This window comes from Paenibacillus sp. JT31N11, from assembly GCF_056269285.1.
This window is the reverse complement of sequence record NZ_JBWDNQ010000019.1, coordinates 1-21,329: the sequence shown is the minus strand read 5'-3', so window position 1 is coordinate 21,329 and position 21,329 is coordinate 1. Positions and strand designations below refer to the sequence as shown.

Genomic DNA, 21,329 nt, shown 5'->3' with positions numbered 1-21,329 from the left:
ACGATGTTGAAGAGCAGATCAAGAATAAGAGCTTGTGTTCTTGCGGCGGTTTGCTGCTTGCTTGGCGTGAGCGCGGGAGGGACTCTTACGCATGCGCAAGACGGCGGGGCTTCCTATAATTATTCCGTCTGGGGCGAGACTGTCATATCACCGTCCGCATACGAAGCGACAACCTTGTTGGACGGCTCTGGTCCAGGAACAGAATCGTTCAACAATCCGAGCGATCTGCATGTCACGGCGGACAATGAAATTTACGTGCTGGATTCCGGTAACAATCGGATTGTCGTGCTCGACCGGGATTATCGACAGACGGCTGTCATCGACTCCTTCAAACGCGACGGGCAGGCCGATACCTTTCTGAATCCACAGGGCATTTTTATAACCGAACAGAAGCACGTTATTATCGCGGATACGGGCAATAAACGCGTCGTTCATCTCGACCAGAACCATCAATTGGTGAAAGTAATCGAGAAGCCTGAGTCCGAGCTGCTGAAAGAGAACTTCGAGTTTCAGCCGGTACGTGTCGTCATGGACAAGGCGCAGCGGACCTATGTCATGGCGGTAGGCGTATTCGACGGATTGATGGAATTTAGCGCGGAAGGTGCATTCACGTCTTTCATCGGCGCGAATCGCGTTATGGTCGATCCGGTCGAGCTGTTCTGGAAGAGGCTGTCGACGAAGGCGCAGCGAAGTCAGATGATTATGTTCACGCCGACGGAATTTACGAACCTCGATATAAACGACGAAGGCTTCATCTACGCGACGAGCGGAGAATGGGGCGACAACATCCGGAAGCTGAATGCCCAAGGCAGCGATATTCTAAGGAGGACCGGATACTACAGTCCGCAAGGTGACATTCGCTATTCGAACGATGTCGGGCCTTCCAGGCTCATCGATATCGATGTCACGGACAGCGAAATCTACTCCGTTCTCGATTCGAAGAAAGGCCGGATCTTCACTTACAACGGTGACGGCCATTTCATGTACACGTTCGGCGGCATAGGCAATCGGCTGGGAGAGTTCAACACGCCGGTCGCCATAGAACGCGTGGGGGACGATTTCCTGGTTCTGGATAAGGCGTTCGGCGAGATTACGGTGTTCCAGACGACGGAATACGGCCGGACATTAAACGAGGCGGTCAGAAGCTACTACCGGGGCGAAGAAGAAAAAGCGTTTCATCTCTATGAACAAACCATTAACATGAACGCGAACCTGGATTTCGCTTATTCCGGCATCGGCAAGGCAATTCTCCGGCAAGGCGACTACGACGGGGCGATGCAGTATTTCAAGCAAAGCCTGGACCAACCGAACTATTCGAAGGCGTTCCTGCTCTTTCGCAAGCAAGTGCTGAGAGAACACTTTGGCACGATTATGACCGTCATTATCGCGCTAGCGGCCGTCTTCCTGCTCGTTCGGGCATACCGGAAAATGTTGGATAGAAAGAGGGGCGTTTCGGTTGAATAGAGAGCTCATTAAATATCCTTTATATCTTATCATGCATCCCTTTAACGGTTTTTGGGAGCTGAAATACGAACGGAGCAAGAAGCTGAATCTGATTTTATCGTTTGCGATCTTGCTGCTAATGGTCTTGACCAATGTCCTGAGCAGCCAGTACAGCGGGTTTTTGGTCAATATTTATAATCCCGACAACATGAACAGCCTGATGGAGATTACGTACGTGGTCGTGCCGGTCTTGTTTTGGTGCGTGGCCAATTGGTCGCTTACGACGCTGATGGACGGAGAAGGGAAGTTCGTCGAAATATTCACGTCGACCTGCTTCGCGATCGTTCCGATGGTCATCATCAACTTTCCATGGATCTGGTTAAGCAACGTTATTTCAATGCAGGAGACGACTTTTTATTATTTCTGCAACAGCTTTGCCGTCCTGTGGTCCATGTACTTGTTGTTTGTCGGAAATATGACCGTACATCAATTCACGCCGAGCAAGACGATTGGAACGATCCTGCTCACGGTCGTCGCTATTGGTTTCATGGCATTTCTCTGCTTATTGTTTTTTAGCCTTCTCCAACAGATTATGACTTTCGTCTCCGTTATTTATCAAGAAATCGCCATGAGGAACTAAGGAAGGGGGAATGGAGATGCATTCAGCTAGAAATGCTATATTGTCCGCGTTCATCGTCGCAGGACTGCTGATCTCCGGTTGCTCGGGTACAAGCAACACGAAGCAGGCTTCCGGAGAGCAGCAGTTGGAGGCTGCGTTCGAGCTGGGCAAGGCGCTTAACCCTTCCTTTACGGATACGCGCGTCGCCGGTATGAAGGGAATCACCGAGAACGACCGGCTTCGGCTGTTTGTCAACGACGAGACGGGCGCCATTGCCGTTCTGAATAAACGCAGCGGCGAAATATGGCACAGCAATCCGCCCGAAGGAGACGCCGATCCGATCGCAGCTGGTGTCAACAAGGGCTTACTGTCCTCGCAATTAAAAATCGATTACTATAATAGCTTCGGGCAGATCAGCTCGATCAACACTTTCTTGGACAGCGTCGCATACAAGCAAGTAAAGTTCGATCCCATTCCGAACGGGGTCAAAGTCACCTATAAATTCGGCAAGGCCGAGAAAACGGCTCAGGATTTGCCGCTTATGCTAAGCTTTGCCCGTTTCGAGGAATTGTCGGGCAAGCTGGATAAGGCGGGACAACGCGCGTTGCGAATCGCTTACACCGAAGATCCCGAGAAATCGGCCTATGTCCGGAACGACCAAGCGCTGAACGGGCTTCAGCTGGAACGTGCATTCAAAGCGTTCGAGGATGCCGGCTACACGAGTGAAGATTTAGAGAAAGATATGGCTGAGCTGAACTTCACACAGGAGTCGCCTGCACCGAGAATCTTCATGGCCTCGATTGAGTATACGCTTGATGCCGATACCCTCGTCGTTAAAGTACCGGCCGGGGACATTAAGTCGCCGGGCGAATATCCGGTCAGCAGCGTTTCGGTGCTAAGCTTCTTTGGAGCCGGGGGGACGGAAGAGAAAGGCTCGATCTTCGTGCCGGACGGTTCCGGCGCGCTAATTGACTTCAATAACGGCAAAACCAAATACCCGGCGTATCAACAAGCGGTATACGGGGCAGACCTGTCGATGGAGGCAGTCGAAGACGCCGTTCACGAGCAAACCGTCAGGCTGCCTGTGTTCGGCGTCATACTGGAGGGTAGCGCCTTCCTGGGCATTATTGAAGAAGGCGCCTCAGCTGCTACCATCAATGCGGATATTAGCGGTAAATTAAACAGCTATAATTACGTGTATCCGGCCTTTAACGTCATTAACAAGGGAGAATTGACGCTCCAAGCGAACGGAGCGGAGCGCACGCTGCCGAAGTTTCAGGAGAATCCGATGAAGAGCGACTTTAAGGTCCGCTATGCCTTTCTTAGCGGGGAGGATGCTACATATCAAGGAATGGCCGAATACTACCGTCAATATTTGGAGGGCAGCGGCGGATTGCCCGATATGAAGGCGGAGAACGAGGAAGAGGAGCTTCCGTTCTATCTTCAGGTTGTCGGAAGCATAGCAAAGCAGAAGCATCTCGTCGGCGTTCCGTATCGTACGCTGGAACCGCTGACGACGTTCGAACAGGCTCAGCAGCTGATAAATCGGATAAAAAACCTTGGCATTGCCAATATCAAGCTGAGGTATGCGGGCTGGTTCAATGGGGGCCTCGATCACGAAGTGCCGGACGGCGTGTCGGTTGACCGGGTAATCGGCGGCGCCAAAGGCATGCGCGATTTGACAGCGTTCGCCAAGGAGCAAGGCATCGATCTGTATCCGGACGTTGCCGTTCTGACTGCGCATACGGGGAAAGGGTTCGACGAGAAAGAAGAAGCTTCGCGCTCGCTGCGAGGCGTGCCATCGGCGTTTTACCCGATTGATCTGGCGCTAGGCCGGCGCGACCGGAACAAGCCGCCGTCGTATGCCGTTTCGCCTCGCCTGGTTGGTACTTACGTTGAAGAGATGCTGAAGGACTTGAAGGACTTCGATACAGGCGGTATTTCGCTTCGGGATATGGCTGATCAGCTGAACAGCGACTTCCGCAAGAACAAGCAAATCGACCGGACGGAGTCCGAGGACATTTCCATTCAGGCTCTGAACGATATTCGCGAAGCGAATCTGAACATCTTGGCCGAAGGAGGCAACGCGTACGCCCTTCCTTATTTGTCTGATATTACGAATGCGCCGATGTCAAACAGCAAATTCAAGCTCGAGGATGAAGAAATTCCGTTCTATCAGATGCTTATTCGCGGACATATCGACTATACGGGGACGCCGTACAATCTGACCGCCTATACCAATGTCCGGCAATATATTCTGAAATGCCTGGAATACGGCTCAGGCGTGTACTTCGAGTGGATTCACGAGCCGAATTACAAGGTGAAGGATACGGAGTTCAGCAAGCTGTACGCCGTCAATTACGAGCTGTGGCTGGACCAGGCAGCGGAAATCTATAAAGAAGTAAATGCGGTACTGAAGAACGTCCGGAACGAGCGGATCGTCGCGCACGAGAAGCTCGGTGACGGCTTGTTCAAAACCGTCTATGAAAGCGGAATGTTCGTCATCGTGAACTATACGGATAAGCAAGCGACAGCCGAAGGGATGACTGTGGATGCCGAGAGTTATGTGACGGGTGGTGAGCAATCGTGAAACCGATATTAAAATTTCGCCTTAAACCGAGGACGTACGCCGAGCAGAAAGCGCTTTTGGGCTTTCTCTACGTATTGCCGTGGCTGCTCGGATTTCTGTTTTTTTTCCTCATTCCGTTATTGAATTCGTTGCGATACAGCTTAAGCTCCATTACGGCTAATGCGAATGGCATGACAATTGATTTTATCGGATTTGCCAATTACATCGAGGCTTTGACGGTGAACACGAGCTTTAACCGCACACTGACGGAATCAATCGTGAATATGATCATTAACGTGCCTTTAATCGTCATCTTTAGTTTGTTCCTAGCCGTACTGCTCAATCAGAAATTCGTCGGCAGAGCCATCGCCAGATCGATTTTCTTCCTTCCGGTCATACTTGCTTCCGGTGTTATTGCGACTCTGGAAGCCTCCAGCTTGGTTCAAGCGATCAACGAGCAAAATGCCACCGAAGGCGTATTCTCGACAGGCACGATCGAAATGGCGAAGATCATGATAAATTCCGGCGTGAATGAAAATGTTGTCTTTTATCTTATGGATGCGGTCGATCGGATCTACCAGATCGTAAGCCAATCGGGCGTGCAAATCTTGATCTTCCTGGCAGGAATCCAGACGATTTCTCCCCAGCTCTACGAGGCGTCCAAGATCGAAGGAGCTACCGGGTATGAAGCCTTCTGGAAGATCACGTTCCCGATGGTTAGCCCGCTTATTCTCGTCAATGTGATCTACACGATTATTGACTCGTTCTCCAGGAACAACATGACGACGCTCATCAAAGAAACGGGCTTCACGAGCTTCAACTTCGGGCTCAGCTCAGCGATGGCTTGGATTTATTTCCTGGCAATCATGATCATTTTGCTGATTAGTACGTATTTCATATCCAAACGGGTCTTCTACCAGGAATAGAAGGAGAGTGAGAGCATTGATAATGGCCCAATTGTTATCGGTTGAAAATTGGAAACGATGGCTGTGGACAATCGTCCGGCTGGTATTGATCGTTGGACTGTCTTTCGTCATTTTGTATCCGATCATTCAAAAAATATCGACATCGATCAAGGATAAAGCTGACTTGTATTCGCCTATTGTCGTATTCATTCCCGAGCATTATACGCTCAATAATTTCAAGCAAGCGATCGCCATCATGGATTACTGGGAGACTCTGCTTAACACGTTCGCGCTCACGAGTATGACAACGATATTGACTGCCGCATCGTGCGCGCTTGCCGGGTATGCGTTCGCCCGTCTTAAATTCAAGGGAAGCAACCTGCTCTTCGCGGGCGTTATCCTGACCATTCTGGTTCCGCCTACGACGATTCTGATCCCGATCTATATGAACTTGAAGGACTTTACCTTGATGGGCCTAATCCCATTATTGACCGGCAAGCCAATAAATCTGTTGGATTCGTACTGGCCGTTTATTCTGACTTCGATCACCGCAAACTCGCTGAAGGCAGGCCTCTATATTTTCATTTTCAGGCAGTTCTTCCGGGGCATTCCGAAGGAGGTCGAGGAGGCGGCCTATATCGACGGTGCGGGCGTCGGCTCGACGTTCCTGCGGATCATGCTGCCGAATGCCATTCCGTCGATCATTACCGTGCTGCTGTTCTCGTTCGTATGGCAATGGAATGACAGCTTCTTCACGACAACGTATTTGACGTCGAGCAAGGTGATGTCTACGCAGCTTGCTTCCCTGCCGTACAATCTGGCGATTCTGCTTGAGGGCGGCGCAACGACCAACAAGGATCCATTCTTCATGAGCATGGTGCAGGACACTGGCATCCTGCTGGCGATCCTGCCGCTCGTTATCCTTTATTTGTTCGTTCAGCGTTATTTTGTCGAAAGTATCGAGCGCACCGGGATCGTCGGTTAACCTTTGCCGAGCGATACAGAAAGCGTCTCTTGCGGGGACCGGAGGTTACCCCAAGGCGCTTTCTGATTGAAATAGCTTTTATTGCGACGTGTTTGCGCATTTGCGCCTGTGCGGGACGGCGAAGAAGCGGGCATCGCCATGGACATGAACGACTGGCCTTCCGGCGTGTTATAAATAAAATCATCAGGATGAGCGATATCGATATATCATTGTTTGACGATGGCCTCTATTTTAAAATTTCATTGTAAAATCAATATTAACGCAAGCGGATCACAATGCTTCACGTGTGAATCGTATTCGAAATTATCAATAAAGGGTGAGCCGACTAGTATGATAGCAGAAACGAAGAAAGAAAGTCACTATGTTCTATGCTATACGAGAGTGCCACAGAAGGATATCATTTACGCAGCAAAGCTCGCATTCAGCATGCATCTTGCGTATAGCGAAGACGGTAAACGCTATCAAGCATTGAATCATAATTCCGGGGTTTTGTTTGCCAAAGCGACGGATAACGAGAATGGAACGATGAACGCAAAAAGCTTGAAAAATCCGTATCTCTTCCAGCTAACGAACGGCGCTTACGGCGTGGTTGCGATACGTACGGAAGCAGATGGTCAAAATGACGAACAAAGCAGAGGATCGGTTCTCTTCTTTACTTCATCCGATCTGCTGCAATATAAAGAAATCGGCCTTATTGACATGAAAGGCGATACCTTTGTACATGACGTGTACTGTGAGTATGATGAAACGAATGAGGTATACGACATCCGCTGGAGCGATGAGTCCGGGATCAGCTACAGGAACTTTATCGCGGATATTTTCAACTTGGACGGTGCATCGGTACCGGAAGAAATAGACACTTTTGCATGGGATCCCGTATCTGCAGCTATCGAAGGATTCGCGCCACGCAATGCGATTCGCGTCCCGCAGGAATTGGCTCATCGACTTGTATGCAAGCTTACGGTTCCCACGAACGTTGCAATCGAAGTTCCGGACACCGTCGCAGCGGCATCGGCAGAAGAATTAAAGAAAATACGGGCGACCGCGGTTTATAGTGACGGAACAACGGCATCCAAACGAGTGGACTGGAAAACGGCAGCGGTTGAGTGGAGTACAGCGGGAACTTATCGCATTTCGGGAACCGTTCATCAGGAGCATTATGATTTCCCCATTGCGATCAACCGCGCGGATCCTTGTATTGCCAAATGGAACGGCAAATATTATTTCATTGCCACCAACGATGCCGACCACAATCAAACCTTATACATCAGGGAAGCCGATACCATTCCCGGTCTGGTAAATGCCGAGGAAGCATTAATACTTGACACGAAGACCTATGATCATATTAAAGGCCTATTGTGGGCGCCTGAGATCCATATCATTGAAGATGAATTGTACATTTTTCACGCGGCAACGACTGGCGATTTTTTATATGAAGAGTGCCACGTAATGCAGCTGCGCAAAGGCGGCAATCCGACCTGTGCGGCAGACTGGTCGATGCCACGGTGCGTAGTCAAGAAAGACGGTACGGAATTATGCGAAGCAGGCAAGGTCGTCTCCCTTGATATGACCGTTATTCATTTGAGCGGGGAGTACTATGCAGCCTGGTCGGAGCGTCAGTTTGTGCCTATTGATCTTGGAGCATGGATTTATATTGCAAAATTGGATCCTAAGGAGCCATGGAAGCTGACAAGCGATCCGGTGCTGCTTACGAAACCGGATTACGGCTGGGCCAATAACCATACCTTTGTCGACGAAGGACCGTTTGCCATGATTAGAGGCAATAAGTTGTTTGTCACCTTTGCCAGTGCAGCGGTGGATGCCACGTATGTCGTTGGACTCCTGACCGCGGATACGGATGCGGATTTGTTGAATCCTGACAGCTGGACAAAGGGGAATTATCCGCTGCTGACCTCCAGAAGCGTTCCGGGGGAATACGGTCCTGGCCATAATTCCTATGTTACGGATGATGACGGCTTTATTTGGAATACCTACCATGCTAGACCAGGCGTTGATGCTTCTAGGGGTTCAGGCTTGCGCCGCGTTCATTTTGACATTGACGGATATCCGGTTCTGGATTTGACGGAGGATAAGGACCTGAACAGGGAATTGGCCCATGTTTCTATTAATGTCCTTGTAAAGGAGGACTAGGAGCAGTAAACCTATCATTTGCCGGGTAAACGAACAAACAATCGACAGGTTGCTGCGAGTGTGTCCAAGCGCTACACTTTTGGTATGAAGAACTTACCTATGGCTTGTATAACCTTTAAGGGTTGGATAGGAAGAGGAGGCGAACGAAGAAGTGGTCAATTCTCGTACGGATGGGTTCACAAAGCTGCATGAAGCGTTCAGGAAGCAGTTCTTAATAGGGGCGGCAGTGAATCCAAAGACGCTGGTCATTCAGCGTGAGTTGTTGGCGCATCATTTTAATAGCATAACGGCCGAAAATGAAATGAAGTTCGAGCGTGTGCATCCTGCAGCAGAACGGTATACGTTTGAGGAAGCGGACCGCTTGATGGCATTCGCGAAAGCGAATGGCATCGCGGTTAGAGGTCATACGCTCGTATGGCATAATCAAACGCCCGATTGGATGTTTGAGGATCAATCAGGAGGTGCAGTTGAACGCGATATGCTGCTCGGGCGGATGAAATCCCACATTGAAACGGTCGTTACGCGTTACAAGGGAGATATCTATGCATGGGATGTCGTGAACGAAGCCGTTTCCGACAAAGAGGGGGAGCTGCTGCGCTCATCCAAGTGGCTCGATATCGCCGGCGAGGATTTTATTGCCAAAGCGTTCGAATACGCGCATGCTGCAGACCCTGAGGCGTTGCTATTTTATAACGATTATAATGAATCTGTACCCGAGAAGAGAGAAAAAATCTATGCCTTGGTCAAGTCGTTGAGGGAGAAAGACGTGCCGATCCACGGAATTGGACTGCAAGCGCACTGGAGCCTGGACCATCCGTCGCTTGACAATATTAGCCAAGCGATCGAAAGGTATGCAAGTCTTGGCGTAAAGCTGCATATTACGGAGCTGGACGTATCCGTCTTCCGTCATGATGATCGCCGAACCGATCTGGAGGCGCCGACAGAGGAGATGCTTGAAAGGCAAGCGGAACGTTATAAGCAGTTTTTCCAGCTGTTTAAGGAGCATAGCGAAAACATTACTTCCGTGACATTCTGGGGAGCGGCCGACGATTATACGTGGCTCGATAACTTTCCGGTGAGAGGCCGCAAAAATTGGCCGTTTATTTTTGACGCGGAGCATCAGCCAAAGCAATCCTATTGGAACATTACGGGAGCTGTCAAGTGAGAACAGGGGGAGCAGGAGATGAGCAAAACGGTAATCACGAATCCGATCATGTGGGCGGACGTTCCGGATGTGGACCCTATAAGAGCAGGAACAGCCTACTATATGGTCAGCACAAGCATGCATTCAATGCCGGGCTGTCCGATTATGAAATCGGAAGATTTAATGCATTGGGAGGTTGTGGGCTACGTATATGACCGGTTCGAGGATAACGACGCCCATAATCTGATCGATAGGAAAAACATTTACGGAAAAGGCTCATGGGCCGCCAGCCTCCGTTATCATAACAGGCTGTTTTATGTATGTTTCTCGAGCAACGACATGCGTAGCTTCTACATTTACCGGACAACCGATGTCGAGAACGGACAATGGGAGCGCTCCGTCATCAATGGACTACTGCATGACCCGGGCTTATTGTTTGATGAAGACCGCGTGTTTGTGTTCTCCGGTAACGGCGGCATTTACATCACCGAGCTGACATCCGATGCGACGGCGATCAAACCGGGCGGAATTAACCAGCTCCTGTTCGAAACGGAGCGGAATGGGATCGGGCTTCGATGCGAAGGCTGCCACGCTTATAAATTAAACGGCTATTATTATTTGCTGTTCATCGAATGGCCTAAGGAAGGCGAAGGCGCAGGCGCAGGAAACGCGCGGCGCAGGCAAATCTGTTATCGTTCGAAGGAGCTGCTGGGTCCGTATGAACGCAAAATCGTATTCGATGACGACATGGGGTATCACAACAAAGGTATTGCGCAAGGGGGCATCTTTGACACTCCGGGGGGCGAGTGGTATGCGATGCTGTTTCAGGATCATGATGCCGTAGGCAGAATCCCTTATCTCTTGCCGCTATCCTGGGCAGACGGATGGCCAGTCTTCGGAATCGACGGAAAGGCGCCGGAGCAGTTTGAAGTAGATTTGCCTCCCTCTCCCAAGGAGCCGCTGGTTATCAGCGATGAGTTTGATTATACGGAAAACAAGCTGGCTTTGAACTGGCAGTGGAACCATAACCCGGATAATGGGCTTTGGTCGGTAACGGAGAGGCCCGGTTATCTAAGATTGACAACCGGCAGCATAAACGAGAGTGTCGTCTACGCCCGCAATACGTTAACGCAACGGACGGAAGGTCCAGCGTGTTACGGGATAACACTGGTAGACGTTTCTCATATGAAGCCGGGAGACCATGCAGGATTGGTTGCCTTGCAGAGTCATTTCGGCACCGTTGGCATTAAAGCTGCGGAGAACGGCGAAAAATTCGTTGCGATGTGTGTTAATAGCGGCGACGGCAGCGAGACTGTGCTCGAGAGGATCCGATTCGACGGCAGTCACATTTTCTTGAAGATTGAATTTAATTTTGAGGACAGTACCGATATTGCGGGTTTTTATTACTCTGCAGACGGAAGCAATTGGAATCGAATCGGCGGTTCGTTAGAGATGAAATACACGCTGGATCATTTTATGGGCTACCGGATCGGGCTTTTCCATTATGCATCCAAGGAAATTGGCGGGCATGCCGATTTTGATTATTTCCGATATGGAATAAGCGCCAAATAGATATTCTCATTATATTCATCAGTGCCGAATCCAGTCGGTACTGATGTTTTTTTGCATAAAATATATACGATTGCATTAAATGTCGGCTGGTCAGCAGTGGTCGATAACTATATCGAAGGCGCTTGGAAGACGCCGGCGTCCGGGCAACGTATGCCTTGCTTCCATAATTAAAGGCATAGCGGAGATCAAAAATTGACAACGCTTTCTCAAAAATGTTTGCTTACTGCAGCGGTCTGCGGGAAGTAGTATGAGAGTAACGGAGGAAATGCCGGTGCACGTATCGCGCACGTCCGCGCAAGTTCCTTCGATGCGCTTGCCTGCAGACCGGGCTTGCCGGGCTTGGCCAACTTCACCGGTTGAGCAGCTGGCGGATAGTTCTGCCACGCTTCGCTTGGTCAATCTGATACTTTACGAGGCTAGAGATACCATCATTCAAACGAGCGCCTTCGGCGAGTTCTCTTTCTTGAAGCGAGCGTAAGGATTGACAGAGGTAGCGCACTAATTGAACGGCATGAATCACAAACTGACTGAAAGGCGGGATTGATATGAAGCTTTGGTATGATTCGCCCGGCTCGACATGGAAAGAAGCGATTCCGATTGGAAACGGGCGGCTTGGAGCCATGGTGTTCGGAGCACTGGAGAAGGAAAGAGTCCAGATCAACGAGGAGACGATGTGGTCTGGTGCTCCGCAAGATTACAACCGGGATGATGCTAGCCAGTATTTACAGAAGGTTAGGGAGATGATCTTTGAGGACCGCATCGAGGAAGCGGAACAGGTGTTTCTGAAGCAAATGATGGGCGATCCTGTCAATTTGCAGTCCTATCTGCCTTTTTGCGATTTATGGTTAGAATTTCCGGAGCATCGGCTGGTCAATCATTACCGCCGAGAATTGGACTTGGAACGGGCGGTGGTGACGGTAAGCTACGAAGTAAACGGGGTCGCGTATACCCGTGAGATCTTCTGCTCGCATCCAAGCGGGTGCATGGTTATCCGGCTTGCGGGCAGCTCGCAAGGAAGCATTAGCGTAAATGCCTCGTTGTCCAGCGTACATCCGGATACTTTCATTCAGACGGACGGAAACGATACGATCAGACTTGTTGGACAGACTGGCACACGCAAAGAGGCCAGGCATTGGATCGCCGGTTGGGAAGGGCCGGGGCTCCGGTTTGAAGGCGTACTCTCGGCTTATTGTGATGGAGGACAGTGCAGGGTTGCCGATGATGTCCTGCTGATTGCGAACGCAAATGCAGTGACATTCGTTTTTTCCGGAGCGACCGGTTTCGTGAATTATTGTGATATCGGTGGGGATCCGACAGAGAAAAACAAGCAATACCTAGCACGTATCCCCGGTCGTCCTTACGAAGAAGTGTTGAACGAACATATTGAGGATTATCAATCCTTGTACAAGCGTGTTGCTGTGCGGCTGGGCGGTGATGCGAATAAGGATCAAGAGGACGGGGGAGGAGATCAACTGCCGACGGATCAACGCATTTGCTCTTTTCGTCAGACGGAGGATCCGGCATTAGCGGCATTATATTTTCAATTCGGTCGATATTTGCTTATAGCCTCTTCCAGACCTGGCGATCAGCCTTCCAATCTTCAGGGAATCTGGAATGAGGAGGAATGGCCGGAATGGGGCAGCAAATGGACGACCAATATTAATGTCCAAATGAACTATTGGCCAGCCGAGGTTGGTAATTTGATGGAATGCCACTTGCCACTATTCGAATTGATCGACGATCTTCGTGTCACCGGCTCACGTACCGCAGAGATCTATTATGGCGCGCGGGGATTTGTCGTCCATCATAACACTGATTTATGGCGAGCCGCGGCGCCAGTCGATACCTATGCGGGAATTTGGCCGCTCGGCGGAACCTGGATGGTGCAGCATTTATGGGATCACTATGAGTACAATCCTGACTTGACCTTTCTCAGGGAAAGGGCATACCCCGTTATTAAGGAGGCCGCGAGGTTCATCTTGGACTTTTTGGTAGAGGTGCCCGAAGGAATCAAATTCGCCGGCATGCTGGTGACCAACCCTTCATATTCGCCGGAGAATGCCTATATGGACGGTCGAATCGCAGACGGCACCTGACTTATTCATCCACGATGGACTTGCAGTTGATACGGGACTTGTTCGAACGCTACCTGATCGCTTGCGAATTGTTGCAAGCGGACGATGCATTCAAAACCGAGGTTAAAGCCGCGCTCGATCGGCTGCCGTTCATGCAAATCGGCCGGTATGGACAATTACAAGAATGGCTGGAGGACTGGGACCGTCCCGAAGACCATAACGGCCATGTCTCACATTTATATGGTCTATATCCCGGCAATCAGATTTCCCAGGAGGACACCCCTCAATTGTTCGCCGGGGTGCGGAAGAGTCTTGAGCTTCGCAACAGTGGAAGAAGCCTGGCTTGGCCCGCAGCGTGGCGCATCGCGCTTTACGCGCACCTGAAGGACGACAGGAGCGCTCACGACCGCCTCGTCGACTTGTTGGCAGATTCAACGAACCCTAACATGTTCAATCAGCATGAGCCTTTTCCCATGCAGATTGACGCGAATTTCGGCGGCACCGCCGGCATCGCAGAAATGCTGTTGCAAAGCCGTGCTCGATATAAAGGCGAGTGCGCGGAATATCTGATTGAACTGCTGCCGGCGCTTCCAATTCAATGGTCGGAAGGAGCCATCAAGGGACTGCGCGCGCGTGGAGGCTTCGAGATCGACATGACGTGGGCAGGGGGGATGCTGATAAAAGCAGATGCCGAAAGAGCTTGACGAGGCCGGTGTTATTGACGGATGCGGGCCAAATCGATTATTTTTTGCAGTTATTTTCCCGATGCTTCAGCCGGCGGCGGTAACTATCTTCATACTTTCGTTCCTCAATACATGGAATGAGTTTGTATTGCCGCTTTACTACTTGAATAGCGCACAAAAATGGCCGATGACTTTGGCTGTCTATAATTTCTTCGGACAATTCCAGCAATCGTGGAATCTGGTCAGTGCAGACATACTATTAACGATTCTGCCGGTTGTGATTATTTATTTGCTTGGACAGCGTTACATTATTACGGGCATGACAAACGGGTCTGTAAAGGGATAAGGGTGGAGGATTGAATTGTGCTCGGAAAGGAAGAAAACATTTTTCGAATATTCGTGTACAAATGGATTTGTTTGAAATGGCAAGTTTTTCATACCACACCAATAAAGCTCCAGTTCATCTGGAGTTTTTATTTTATGTTGAGGGGTATGGAAGTTAAGCAGTCGGACCACAGCGCAATGGACGAAGCCCAATCCCGTATCATTAAATTAAAGTTGATCAGATGGCGGGGGCCCTATTCTCCGGCAGCCCGCATTACTCGCGCCGATTATTTGGTCTTGCTCGACAAGACCATGGGATTGACGGCGGAATTTGAAGGGAATTTCGCAGACGCGGAGCCAAACGCCTACTATTAAGAAGCGCTTGGCGTTGCGAAGCAGCTAGGCTTGGCTGCGGGTACCGGCAATCATGAATTCCATCCGCTGGAAAACATCTCGCGGCAGGATATGATGGTGCTGACCGCTCGCGCATTGGGGAAAGTCAAGCAGCTGAAAGCCTTGGGAGATCACGCCATAGTTTTCATTTAATGGCCGACAACTTTATTTCGTGTTTTGACAGGGTTTTTGTTTATTAAAATCGTAGGTCTAATCTCCGGCTCCGGAAATAAGCTTAACCCTCAGGCGCCAACGACATGAGTGGAAGCGGCAGTATTCCTCTACCGGACAGTCTAAAAGTTATTTTCAAAAGGCGAACGATTTTTCCAGGAATAAAGCGCATAAAATCAACACCGTAAATCCGCAACTATTTTTTCTTTGGACAATGAGTACAATTTGAGCCTTAAGCACATAACAGTAAATATTCCTCTGTAACTTGGGGCCGTTGATCTACGTCAATAAAGAATCGATGTTTACGCTGGCGCTGGGGCCTGCAGCAGTTTATCGGGTATTACACGACCCAATGGGAGTTGCTGATGGCGGCGGCTACGATGGTTCTTATCCCTCCCATTCTATTATTTGTTATCGGACAGAAATACTTTATCAAAAGAATCGCCGTGTCTGGGATCAAGGGTTGAGAATTTCTATAGTTTGAAGGGGGAAATGCCAAGTGATTGACGGGTAGTTTCTGACCGATGAAAGTGTTAGCTTTTAAATGGGTTTACTCTTATGCGGAACGTCTTATTCAAAGAGAACGAGTAAACAAGGGATGTTCGGGTCAGTTTAGACAATGGATAGGGAGGTGCCAGTGCGTGGAAGAATTGAGAGGGGAGCATGTCCTCATTCGCGATGGCGAATTAAAACGCAGGCAGGAAGCGAACCGGGATTACTTGATGAAGCTGAACAGTGACCATCTTCTCTTTAATTACAGACTGGAAGCCGGCCGATACTCGGGTAGGGGCATTCCTCAGGGGGTGCACGGAGGTTGGGAGTCGCCGGTCTGCCAGCTTCGGGGCCATTTCCTCGGCCATTGGCTGTCGGCAGCGGGTATGCATTACTTTGAGACCGGGGACCCGGAGCTGAAAGTGAAAATGGATCTCATCATCGATGAATTGGCCGAGTGCCAGAAGGACAACGGAGGGCAGTGGACAGGTCCGATTCCCGAGAAATATTTGCACTGGATCGCGAACGGAAAGGGTATCTGGGCTCCGCAATATAATCTCCATAAACTATTCATGGGTCTTGTAGATGCTTATCTTTATGCCGGGAATCAGAAGGCGCTTGAGATCGCGGATTCGTTCGCGGACTGGTTCGCGGATTGGAGCGGCCGATTCTCCAGGGAGAAATTCGACGACATCCTGGATGTGGAGACCGGCGGGATGCTGGAGGTCTGGGCAGATCTCCTTCAAATCACAGGAAAGGATAAATATAAGACGCTGCTGGAACGTTATTATCGCAGCAGGCTCTTCCAGCCCTTGCTCGAAGGCAAAGATCCGCTGACGAATATGCATGCGAACACGACCATCCCGGAAGTGCTCGGCTGCGCCCGAGCGTATGAAGTGACGGGCGAAGGGCGATGGATGGATATCGTGAAAGCTTATTGGAACTGCGCGGTGACGGAGAGAGGACACCTGGCGACGGGAGGACAGACGGCCGGTGAGGTCTGGATGCCGAAGATGAAGATGAAGGCACGTCTGGGGGACAAGAATCAGGAGCATTGTACGGTCTACAACCTGATCCGGTTGTCGGAGTTCCTGTTTCGGCATTCAGGCGACCCCGCTTATGCCCAATATATCGAATACAATCTCTATAATGGCATCATGGCCCAAGCCTACTACCAGGAATATCATTTGACCGGCAACAAGCACGACCACCCCTCGACCGGACTGTTAACGTACTTCCTGCCGATGAAGGCTGGTTTGCACAAGGATTGGAGCACGGAGACTGACAGCTTCTTCTGTTGTCACGGAACCATGGTCCAAGCGAACGCGGCCTGGAATCGAGGCCTTTATTATCAGGACCGGAACGGCATTTATGCATGCCAATATTTTGACTCCGAGGTGACTTTGGAAATCGGGGGAGACCCCGTATGGATCCTTCAATCACAGGATCGGATGAGCGGAAGCATGCTGAGTTCTTCGAACACAGCGGGGTATCAGGAAATTAACGAAATGACCGCGTACCATGAAAATAGGCCTACGTACCGAAAGTATGATTTTGTCATTCGCACATCCGCCCCGAAAGCGTTTACGTTCCATTGCCGGATTCCGGAATGGATCACGTCCGAGGCTATTATTTACGTCAACGGCATCCTTCAGGGGAAAACGGAGGACAGCGGCCGATTCTATCCTATTCAACGAACCTGGGTGGACGGCGACAGGATCAGCCTGATCCTGCCGATCGGTATCCGCTTCATTCCGCTGCCGGATGACGAGTGCACGGGGGCTTTCCGTTTTGGTCCCGAAGTGTTGGCAGGCGTATGCGAGGCCGAACGAATTTTGTATGCGGAGAATGACGACATCGCTTCCGAGATCGAAATGGAAAACGAGCGCGAGTGGGGGAGCTGGCGTTTCTTCTTTAAGACGGTAAATCAGAACCCGGCGATTCAATTGAGGCGAATTCGCGATATCGGGTATGAGCCGTTCCAGATTTACTTCAAGGTGAAGAGGGTCTGATAGGCCATGCCAAACCGGCACGATCTAATACCTGAATGGGCAAGTAGTTCTGTAGCCGCTCTAAAAGATCTGAACATCATCAACGGGAAAAATGGCCATTTGTTTGACCCAAGCGGATACTCGACGCGCGCGGAATCGGCAACCATTTTGATTGCGATGATGGAATATAACGAGTTGGAGATGTAAAGGCAAAGTCGGGGACGGCAGCGGAGAGAAATTCCCGGCCGTCCTCTGTCATTCATCCAAGCATTGCCCTTTTATTCAGGTGGTAGCCATTTGGCATGGGGGCCGCAGAATCGGAACAAGAAGCAGACCGCCAATCTATGATTCCTACAACTAATCGATCGTAATTTTAAAGCAAACCGGATAATCGGTTAGAATATTCCCTTGAACGGTAATCCTTAATCCGGCTTCTTCACGGCAGAATGCTGCAGCATTATCAAATCCTAATATCTCAACGGATACAAGATCTCCGTTGAAATATTTGCTGTCTTTCTTCAGTGATTGGATGATGACTTCATTGTTCGCTGGCCAACTGAGTACAGTCGCGTAAAGATAAGGTGCCTTATAGGTGAAACGGATATCTTCACTTGTGAAAGGTTCCCGTCCGACATCTGTAAATGCACCCTCAGGTACTATTGTGGATCCTTCACCGAATATATTCCAGTATGTCGTATCATAGATAGACTCGCCATTCGTATCTAGCCATCTTCCAATGCTAAGAAGCACTTCTGTCTCTTCTTTTGTAATTGTTCCATCTGATTTGGGTCCAATATTAAGGAGCAGGCAACCATTTTTACTAACAATATCAATGAGATCACAGACGATATCTACAGGATTCTTAAAGTCGTTGTTATTTGTAAAACACCAAGAATTTATCGCTATTGCCGTGTCGGTCTGCCACAATCTCGGTCTGATATTACTTAGCTGTCCACGCTCAACATCGAAGATAGCTGTACCATAAGCAAACGCATCATACTTATAATTAATCGCTACATCGATGCCCCATTCAAGCGAGCGATTATAATAATAAGCAGCAAATTTTTTGATATACGGTTTAAAGGAGGCGTTGTGAATCCACCAATCAAACCAGACGATCTTCGGCTGATATTTATCCACTAACTCACAGGAGCGGACAAGCCAATCCTCGAGATGCTCCTGAGGTGCGGGCGAAGAGAAGATGTTATGCGAATCCTCCACACTCGCTGAAGAATAGATAGGACTCGCATAACCATAAGGCTCCTGGAACGTGATGTTTTGAATACCAGAATCGAACGTTCTACCACCTCCGTAAAAGAAGAAATTCTCCGCTCGATGACTTGATACGGCAAATATAAGCCCTTCCTTCTCTACTGCTGATTTTAATTCTCCAATAACATCACGTTTCGGTCCCATTTTGGCAGCATTCCAATCAGATAACTCACTGGCGTACATCTGAAAACCATCATGATGTTCGGCTACAGGCATAATATATTTGGCTCCTGAGGCTTTAAACAACTCAACCCACTTCGATGCATCGTAATGTTCTGCTTTAAATTGCGGTATAAAATCGGCATATCCAAAATCCTTGTGTTCGCCATAGGTTTGAATATGATGCTCGTATTCTTGAGTGCCCTGAATATACATATTACGGGGATACCACTCATTCTTAAAAGCCGGGACACTGTATACACCCCAATGGATAAATATTCCGAATTTCGCCTTTTGATACCAAGAAGGTTCGGGATATTCACTCAGAGATGCCCAAGAATCTTTGTAAGGACCGTTCGCGACAATCTTATCAATCGCTTTCAAATGCTGTTCATATTTTCCATTCATCATAATGAAGACCTCCTTAATATCAGCCTTTCTTTTTTAAGTATAGCAGGGTCATGGCGATATTGAAGGGTGTATTTGAACATGTATGTGGACGATATTAATCCAATATGATATTTTTATGATGTTTAAACAGTAGGAAGAAGGGACCTGACCTTAAATGTTCAATATTTTTGAGAATATATCCGTTAAGAGTCTGATAAGCAGAGTAAATGTTTGCGCTCCGGATTGGGGAGAAGAGAACTGTGTGTATGCCTATAATAAATTTTATTATTTTTTAGAAGGGCAGTGCACCCTCATTCTGAATGGGGATACCTTCATTCCCCAACCGGAGGAACTCTTCTTGATACCTGCCTATACCCCGCATACTTACTATCAGAATCCTGATCATCCCATCATGAAGTATTGGACCCATTTTAATCTCATCTTTCATCAAGAACAACAAAAACTCGTCTACCACAAAGAAACTGTCAAATGTACCATCCCGAAACATCAAATCATACCCGTCTTTGCTGCATTAGCCCAAACTAATCTTTCGACGAACCCGTTGGATACTTTGACTGAAAAATCTGCATTATTGGAAATTTTGAGAATTTTTCTGAATAATGTGAATTTGGATAAGATATTACCGATAAACAAAGACCACTTTATGAGTAAGATGGATCATTATATTAAACAGCATCTACATACTGAGATCAGTTTGAATGAGCTTGCTGATCTGGTGCATCTGCACCCGAACTATTTTATAAAATATTTCAAAAAGCATTTTTCGGTTACACCTATCGAGTATGTCAATGCAATCAGACTTCAAACGGCAACACATCTTTTAAGGAATCAATCCGATCGGAGCATTCAGCGTATTGCACATGATGTAGGATTTAATGACTACAGGTATTTCTCGCGAATTTTCAAGAAGAAGTACGGGGTGTCTCCATCGCAATATTGAGGAAACAGCAGAATAAATTTTCCGTTGTCATCCACAAAGCCGCCTTGGGCACCGAATTGTATGTCAATTTCCGGCGGTCTCATTGCTTACGGCCATGTCCAGATCCAAGGTGACGCCATTCTCTATTCAAGCCACCGCGATGGTCGTGTCGATCGTACCCATACTCGGCGGGTATCGACTGCGATTTGGAAGGAAGCCGGAGGTAGTTAATCAGTCCCAAGCTTTTCAGCTGAATCCCGGTCGATATTTTGAAGTTCTTAAAAGCGATTATGATCCCGTTTTTTGGTGGGGCGTACCTTGGGAAACGGGAGTGGGTACGGCTTTAACCTCATACAAGGAAGGCTCGGAAACGACGCTCCAAGGCGAACAGTATTCCAAAATCACTTCGTTCAACCAGGCTATCGGAAGAGAACCGCCGCACTTTCTACAAGGTGTTCCACAAGCATGTGGGACTTACGCCAGGACAATACCGCAGCCGCAATCTGCCGGCTCAGCAGGAAAATAGGTAATCAGAGAGGAGTGAATGGCGTGCCACAGCTACAACTACGGCCACATAAAAATATGAGGTCCACCAGAAAGATCTGGTGACCTCATAATACGAACGGGTAAGATAGCGCAAGACAAATATGAGGCAGCCGGTCACGATCAATCGGCTGCCTTTATTCAACTACCCCGAAAATTACTATTAGCTCAAATGCTATACTGGTAAAAGGGAATGACAAATAACCGTCCCATAGATTTTGGGAAGGTTTTCCTCAATGTTTAAGTATTTCTTTTTTAGTCTAAGCGGAAAGTTTCTTTCTTGGTTAAGATTGCATATATCCAGTGGATCCGATTATTTGCACAAGCGATCACAGCTACTTTAAACAATTTGCCCTCTGCACGCTTTTTATCGTAATAAGACCTCAATTTTTTATTACGTGAGCTTCGTATTCCACACCGTACAGCTTGGTATAAGGCTGTTCGGAGCCTTCTAGAACCACGTTTAGTGATTGTATTTCGGGTAGCTGTAAACTTGCCGGAAGAAAAA

Annotated in this window: 20 protein-coding genes; 18 read left to right on the top strand and 2 right to left on the bottom strand. The window is 48.9% G+C overall.

What is annotated here, in order from left to right:
* The first annotated feature begins 3 nt into the window (after positions 1 to 3).
* From AC0YNV_RS35315 to AC0YNV_RS35240, 16 genes are all read left to right on the top strand, one after another.
* Positions 4 to 1,464 carry a hypothetical protein gene (locus AC0YNV_RS35315; protein WP_475772225.1) on the top strand — a complete coding sequence of 487 codons (1,461 nt, stop codon included), beginning with the start codon at positions 4 to 6 and terminating at the stop codon, positions 1,462 to 1,464.
* Positions 1,457 to 2,083, top strand: coding sequence for a Yip1 family protein (locus AC0YNV_RS35310; RefSeq protein ID WP_475772224.1), 627 nt, complete (start codon positions 1,457 to 1,459; stop codon positions 2,081 to 2,083). The genes AC0YNV_RS35315 and AC0YNV_RS35310 overlap by 8 nt, the downstream gene beginning before the upstream one ends.
* Before the next feature lie 16 nt (positions 2,084 to 2,099).
* Positions 2,100 to 4,652 (top strand): DUF5696 domain-containing protein, encoded by a 2,553-nt coding sequence (locus AC0YNV_RS35305; RefSeq protein WP_475772223.1) that lies wholly within the window; start codon positions 2,100 to 2,102, stop codon positions 4,650 to 4,652.
* The gene (locus AC0YNV_RS35300) at positions 4,649 to 5,557 is read left to right on the top strand and encodes a carbohydrate ABC transporter permease (RefSeq protein ID WP_475772222.1); all 909 of its coding nucleotides are present in this window, start codon (positions 4,649 to 4,651) and stop codon (positions 5,555 to 5,557) included. Before AC0YNV_RS35305 ends, AC0YNV_RS35300 begins: the two co-directional genes overlap by 4 nt.
* A 22-nt stretch (positions 5,558 to 5,579) precedes the next feature.
* Complete coding sequence (locus AC0YNV_RS35295; protein ID WP_475772294.1) at positions 5,580 to 6,521, top strand: carbohydrate ABC transporter permease; 942 nt, start codon at positions 5,580 to 5,582, stop codon at positions 6,519 to 6,521.
* A gap of 330 nt (positions 6,522 to 6,851) precedes the next feature.
* Positions 6,852 to 8,672, top strand: coding sequence for a family 43 glycosylhydrolase (locus tag AC0YNV_RS35290; protein ID WP_475772221.1), 1,821 nt, complete (start codon positions 6,852 to 6,854; stop codon positions 8,670 to 8,672).
* 151 nt (positions 8,673 to 8,823) lie between these two features.
* The gene (locus AC0YNV_RS35285; protein ID WP_475772220.1) at positions 8,824 to 9,837 is read left to right on the top strand and encodes an endo-1,4-beta-xylanase; all 1,014 of its coding nucleotides are present in this window, start codon (positions 8,824 to 8,826) and stop codon (positions 9,835 to 9,837) included.
* Between the two features lie 18 nt (positions 9,838 to 9,855).
* Positions 9,856 to 11,388 (top strand): glycoside hydrolase family 43 protein, encoded by a 1,533-nt coding sequence (locus AC0YNV_RS35280; RefSeq protein ID WP_475772219.1) that lies wholly within the window; start codon positions 9,856 to 9,858, stop codon positions 11,386 to 11,388.
* A 247-nt stretch (positions 11,389 to 11,635) separates the two neighbouring features.
* A complete protein-coding gene (locus AC0YNV_RS35275) occupies positions 11,636 to 11,866 on the top strand; it encodes a hypothetical protein (protein ID WP_475772218.1) in 231 nt (76 codons plus the stop codon).
* 67 nt (positions 11,867 to 11,933) lie between these two features.
* The gene (locus AC0YNV_RS35270) at positions 11,934 to 13,484 is read left to right on the top strand and encodes a glycoside hydrolase family 95 protein (RefSeq protein WP_475772217.1); all 1,551 of its coding nucleotides are present in this window, start codon (positions 11,934 to 11,936) and stop codon (positions 13,482 to 13,484) included.
* A 38-nt stretch (positions 13,485 to 13,522) separates the two neighbouring features.
* The gene (locus AC0YNV_RS35265) at positions 13,523 to 14,167 is read left to right on the top strand and encodes a glycosyl hydrolase family 95 catalytic domain-containing protein (protein ID WP_475772216.1); all 645 of its coding nucleotides are present in this window, start codon (positions 13,523 to 13,525) and stop codon (positions 14,165 to 14,167) included.
* Positions 14,151 to 14,492, top strand: coding sequence for a carbohydrate ABC transporter permease (locus AC0YNV_RS35260; protein ID WP_475772215.1), 342 nt, complete (start codon positions 14,151 to 14,153; stop codon positions 14,490 to 14,492). The genes AC0YNV_RS35265 and AC0YNV_RS35260 overlap by 17 nt, the downstream gene beginning before the upstream one ends.
* A 134-nt stretch (positions 14,493 to 14,626) precedes the next feature.
* Entirely contained in the window at positions 14,627 to 14,845 is a 219-nt protein-coding gene (locus AC0YNV_RS35255) for a hypothetical protein (RefSeq protein WP_475772214.1), read from the top strand.
* Positions 14,846 to 14,875: 30 nt separating this feature from the next.
* A complete protein-coding gene (locus AC0YNV_RS35250; protein ID WP_475772213.1) occupies positions 14,876 to 15,016 on the top strand; it encodes a hypothetical protein in 141 nt (46 codons plus the stop codon).
* Between the two features lie 659 nt (positions 15,017 to 15,675).
* Entirely contained in the window at positions 15,676 to 17,538 is a 1,863-nt protein-coding gene (locus tag AC0YNV_RS35245) for a beta-L-arabinofuranosidase domain-containing protein (RefSeq protein ID WP_475772212.1), read from the top strand.
* Between the two features lie 6 nt (positions 17,539 to 17,544).
* The gene (locus AC0YNV_RS35240) at positions 17,545 to 17,724 is read left to right on the top strand and encodes an S-layer homology domain-containing protein (RefSeq protein ID WP_475772211.1); all 180 of its coding nucleotides are present in this window, start codon (positions 17,545 to 17,547) and stop codon (positions 17,722 to 17,724) included.
* Positions 17,725 to 17,874: 150 nt separating this feature from the next.
* Here AC0YNV_RS35240 and AC0YNV_RS35235 read toward each other — a convergent pair whose 3' ends face one another.
* The gene (locus AC0YNV_RS35235; protein ID WP_475772210.1) at positions 17,875 to 19,359 is read right to left on the bottom strand and encodes an alpha-L-fucosidase; all 1,485 of its coding nucleotides are present in this window, start codon (positions 19,357 to 19,359) and stop codon (positions 17,875 to 17,877) included.
* A gap of 154 nt (positions 19,360 to 19,513) precedes the next feature.
* On the opposite strand from AC0YNV_RS35235, the gene AC0YNV_RS35230 reads away from it, so the two are divergent.
* Entirely contained in the window at positions 19,514 to 20,299 is a 786-nt protein-coding gene (locus tag AC0YNV_RS35230; RefSeq protein WP_475772209.1) for a helix-turn-helix transcriptional regulator, read from the top strand.
* An 82-nt stretch (positions 20,300 to 20,381) separates the two neighbouring features.
* On the top strand, positions 20,382 to 20,804 hold the full coding sequence (locus AC0YNV_RS35225; RefSeq protein ID WP_475772208.1) for a hypothetical protein: 423 nt from the start codon (positions 20,382 to 20,384) through the stop codon (positions 20,802 to 20,804).
* A gap of 272 nt (positions 20,805 to 21,076) precedes the next feature.
* Here AC0YNV_RS35225 and AC0YNV_RS35220 read toward each other — a convergent pair.
* On the bottom strand, positions 21,077 to 21,329 hold a 253-nt coding region (locus tag AC0YNV_RS35220), incomplete at its 5' end, for a transposase (RefSeq protein WP_475772207.1).

Bases quoted from the DNA above. Each gene is read 5' to 3' on its own strand.
- AC0YNV_RS35240 (WP_475772211.1), top strand. From the start codon at position 17,545: ATGCCAAACCGGCACGATCTAATACCTGAATGGGCAAGTAGTTCTGTA.
- AC0YNV_RS35230 (WP_475772209.1), top strand. From the start codon at position 19,514: ATGTTCAATATTTTTGAGAATATATCCGTTAAGAGTCTGATAAGCAGA.
- AC0YNV_RS35270 (WP_475772217.1), top strand. From the start codon at position 11,934: ATGAAGCTTTGGTATGATTCGCCCGGCTCGACATGGAAAGAAGCGATT.
- AC0YNV_RS35275 (WP_475772218.1), top strand. From the start codon at position 11,636: ATGAGAGTAACGGAGGAAATGCCGGTGCACGTATCGCGCACGTCCGCG.
- AC0YNV_RS35280 (WP_475772219.1), top strand. From the start codon at position 9,856: ATGAGCAAAACGGTAATCACGAATCCGATCATGTGGGCGGACGTTCCG.
- AC0YNV_RS35260 (WP_475772215.1), top strand. From the start codon at position 14,151: ATGCCGAAAGAGCTTGACGAGGCCGGTGTTATTGACGGATGCGGGCCA.
- AC0YNV_RS35255 (WP_475772214.1), top strand. From the start codon at position 14,627: ATGTTGAGGGGTATGGAAGTTAAGCAGTCGGACCACAGCGCAATGGAC.
- AC0YNV_RS35290 (WP_475772221.1), top strand. From the start codon at position 6,852: ATGATAGCAGAAACGAAGAAAGAAAGTCACTATGTTCTATGCTATACG.
- AC0YNV_RS35295 (WP_475772294.1), top strand. From the start codon at position 5,580: ATGGCCCAATTGTTATCGGTTGAAAATTGGAAACGATGGCTGTGGACA.
- AC0YNV_RS35305 (WP_475772223.1), top strand. From the start codon at position 2,100: ATGCATTCAGCTAGAAATGCTATATTGTCCGCGTTCATCGTCGCAGGA.
- AC0YNV_RS35235 (WP_475772210.1), bottom strand. From the start codon at position 19,359: ATGATGAATGGAAAATATGAACAGCATTTGAAAGCGATTGATAAGATT.
- AC0YNV_RS35315 (WP_475772225.1), top strand. From the start codon at position 4: ATGTTGAAGAGCAGATCAAGAATAAGAGCTTGTGTTCTTGCGGCGGTT.